The sequence below is a fragment of the Microcystis sp. M179S2 genome, from assembly GCF_020245805.1.
GTDB lineage: Bacteria > Cyanobacteriota > Cyanobacteriia > Cyanobacteriales > Microcystaceae > Microcystis > Microcystis aeruginosa.
The window spans coordinates 1-3,626 of sequence record NZ_JADBUE010000057.1 but is presented as its reverse complement, the minus strand read 5'-3'; the positions used below and the strand labels follow the sequence as shown (position 1 = coordinate 3,626).

3 protein-coding genes are annotated in these 3,626 nt (G+C 35.7%); all 3 read right to left on the bottom strand.

The window, feature by feature from the left end; translation table 11 throughout:
* Nucleotides 1-794, bottom strand: a 794-nt coding sequence (locus IM500_RS03190; protein WP_287737663.1) for a restriction endonuclease, incomplete at its 3' end; no start/stop codon positions are given.
* Nucleotides 775-1,662, bottom strand: coding sequence for an adenine-specific DNA-methyltransferase (gene yhdJ / locus IM500_RS03185; protein ID WP_287737667.1), 888 nt, complete (start codon nt 1,660-1,662; stop codon nt 775-777). The genes IM500_RS03190 and yhdJ, both read right to left, overlap by 20 nt.
* Before the next feature lie 227 nt (nt 1,663-1,889).
* On the bottom strand, nt 1,890-3,248 hold the full coding sequence (locus IM500_RS03180; RefSeq protein WP_287737665.1) for a DNA cytosine methyltransferase: 1,359 nt from the start codon (nt 3,246-3,248) through the stop codon (nt 1,890-1,892).
* Between the last annotated feature and the right edge of the window lie 378 nt (nt 3,249-3,626).

Sequence of the window (3,626 nt, the reverse complement as noted above, 5' to 3'; positions counted from 1 at the left end):
GCGACCTGCAGTAAGGGTTTTGTTAATTTTTTAGTATTTCTGTATGGGGGAAGTCCAGATATAAAAGTTAAGTATTCAGAGTTTAACTGATCAGGCGACCATCCCCAATATATTTTCTGTTCCCCATAATACTCTTTAAGAATTGCATAACTGACAATCTCAAAAACTCTAGCATCAATGTTTGGTCTGAGTAAACTCCGAATAAATTCAATGGCTTTCTGGGGATCTTGCTGTTGAATATCAATCATCTGTTGACAATAGCTGATAAATTGATTAAATGCTTTTTGTCTTGTTTGCACATAGGCATCAATTATATCTATAATGACCAGGGCAATATTAACTTGATTACCCTCTAGATAAAACTTAATTAAATTCTCATTAAGCCAGTATCTATTGGTTTTAACATCTCTAATTATCGGCAGATAAGATAAAGTAGGAAAATACTTTTTAAATTCCTGATTTAATCGATGATTGAGAGCATGATTTTGTAATTTATCGCCAAAAGGAAGCTCCCTTTGCCTGCGAAAAAGTGTCATATACTGAGCGCCTTGATACTCGTCGTATCCATCCTTAAGATGAAACTCATTATTAATATAGTCTTCCACTAAAACATAAATGGCATAATGGTTAGCCAATCCTGCTCGGGATTTAGAACCTCGATTAGCGGCTCTAGTTTTAATGTTCAAATATTGCAATAACTCACTAGCATTTAAAATGCTATTTCCCTGATTGGGAAAGTAATTATCGATAATTTTAATAATTATCTTGGTGAATTCATGCTTTACTATCGACATCGAAAAGACTCTCCTGTACAAAGTTAGATTCTTGTTTATTTTCGCTTTTTCTACTATAGCTTTTTTGAGGTGGTAGTAACTTTTCTTCCTTGTATTCTTGCCATCCGAGAATCCGTCGAAGACCAATTTTTAAATACTCCTCTTGTAATTCTATACTAATAGAAATTCTTCCCAAACGTTTAGCTACAGCTGCAGCTGTAAAAGTTCCTGCAAATGGATCAAGCACAATTCCACTCTTGTCAGTGCTGGCCAAAATAATTCTTTCTAGCAATGATTCAGGTTTTTGTGAGGGATGATTTTCGTATTCATCCATGCGATATCTGACCCTAGGGAAATACCAAACATTGCCCGGTACTTTCTCTGTATTGTATTGACTCGGAATCGCTTTTCTATAATCAATTAGTTTTCGTTTTGCTCCGGTTTTTGCTTCTATCTTAATATCCTTTGAATTAAAAGTGTAATTATTTTTATCTTTCACACAGTGAAGTATTGGTTCATACATCGAACCAAAGTATTTTGTTGCTTGTACTCCTGAACTATCATAATGCCAGATAATGCGACTAAGAATCGTCATTTTTTGTCTTAAGTAAAGATCAAAGTAAGGCATTGCTTGAGTGCTGGCCATAACATATAATGTTCCCTGGGGTTTCAAGATACGAAGGCAATAATCAAGAATTTGATTTGCCCAATTTATATAATCATTTTCCGATTCCCATTTGTCGTAAAAATCGGCAAAATGCTTACCTATATTATAGGGAGGATCGAGAAAAATAAGATCTACGGAATTAGAGGCAATCTCACTGGATAAAATCGGCAAAGAATCACCATGAAATATAACTTGTTCATCAGCTTCGTATCGTTTAAACATGATCATTTTTTCAATTTAAAGTAGTTATATTTTTACTAGGAAATGTCTCAATTTTTAACCTCCTTAGCAATTAGGATAATTTACAGACTTTCTCATAAAGATGAAGTATAAACTAATTTGGTATTGATGACCGACTTCTGACGACAGACTCCCCACAACAACAACTTGGATTTTTAAGCCTTTAAATATTTTAATATGAGTCAGTATCCCGCGGTCTAATAATTTGGTCAAATTATTTCTAGTAAATTTCTTGCTACTGCTTCCACTACAGTTATAGGAACAGCGTTTCCGAATTGTTTTTTAGCGATGGCTGACTGTGGATGATAGATAAAATTATCGGGGAATCCTTGTAATTTACGCGCATCTTGGGGAGTAATTTCTCGAAACTTTTTGGGTTTATAGATTTTCTTTAAAAACAATTGTTTGTATTCTTGGGGATGAGTAGCGGTAATTGAAATAGTGGCAATATAATCTTTAGCACCCGTAGCGGTTAGGGTAGGAATAATATCGGCCGTCGGTAAAATGATCCGATAAATGCCGTTAATTCCCGTCATATTTTTCGAGTTAATAAATTCATACTTACCCTGCTGCGTTTGCCAACAAATCCCCAGAGAAACTAACTGATTTAGTTCCTCGATTTTTAGGTCGGGTATAATTTCCAAAAAAGCAGAAAAAGCCACGGGATGACCATCTTTTTCGCCATACTTTTTACTGCGTCTTAATTTCAGCAAAGCTAAACAGATACTTTTTTGTCGTTCCGTAGTTTTGATAATATCCCAAGAATGAATAGTTGTGTGGCCATTTCTTAAATCAGAAAAAATAAAGAAGTCATTTAATTCATCTTCTTTTTGAAAACGAGTTCTCGATGGAGGAACAAAACCATTAAATAAAGTATCTGCTGATAACTTAACTTTCTCGACGGGTTGAATATTTTTGATGTCTTCTAAAATATCTAAAACCTTGGGATGGATACCCAAAGGTAAAGGAAATTTAAACCGCTCATAGTTATCTATATTTTTTCTAATTCCTACGATAAAAACTCTCTCGCGATTCTGGGGTAAACCAAAATCGTAGGCATTTAATAACTGCCAGTAAACTTGATAACCACAGCTGGTTAATTCATCGATAATTAATTGTAAATTCTCCCGATTGCGAGGACTAGCCAACCCACTGACATTCTCGAAAATAAAGCTTTTCGGTTGACTTTTCTGGACTAATTTAATCACATCAAACCAGAGTTTTCCCCGGGGATCCTCAAATCCCCGTAAACATCCCGCCACCGACCAAGGTTGACAGGGAACGCCGCCGACAATAAGATCAAGATTATCGGGTAAATTGCTGATTTTACTCACATCTCCGAAAGCAATTTCATCGCTGTTGAGATAGCTAATAAAATTTTGTTGATAAACTTGGATAGCCTGTTTATCGATTTCTGAATAGCCTAAACAACGTCCTCCCAATTTCTCCAAAGCAATTCTAAAACCACCGATTCCCGCAAATAAATCGACAAAACGATACTGGGGATGGGTGATAACTAGATGTAGGGGTAATTGGGTTTGTGTGCTGACTTTAACTGTGGTTTTCAAGGGTAAATAATTCCTTTTCACCGTCTGGGAAGATGCCTATCTGTATTAATTATTTTAGTATAACTTAAGAGTTTTTTCTCGGTATTTTCAGCCGATAGAGGCACAACAATAATAGACCTCTGACCCACATTCCGCACTTCCAATTGTAGTAAGCTGTACTGAATTTAAACTGCGGATTGAAAATTTTAGTACAAATGCTCAAACTTCCTCTCCCTGCTCCCTTCCCCCTTGCAGTCTTAACGAGCAATTTAGATAGGGCTTGCTGAATAAATCTAAAAACCTTGTTGGATAAGGCTTTTAGACTTTTTTTCCCTGAAAAAGTGCCTACCATTGGAGTGATTGGGGGGAAAATTTAGGGATTTTTTCCCTGAAAATTAG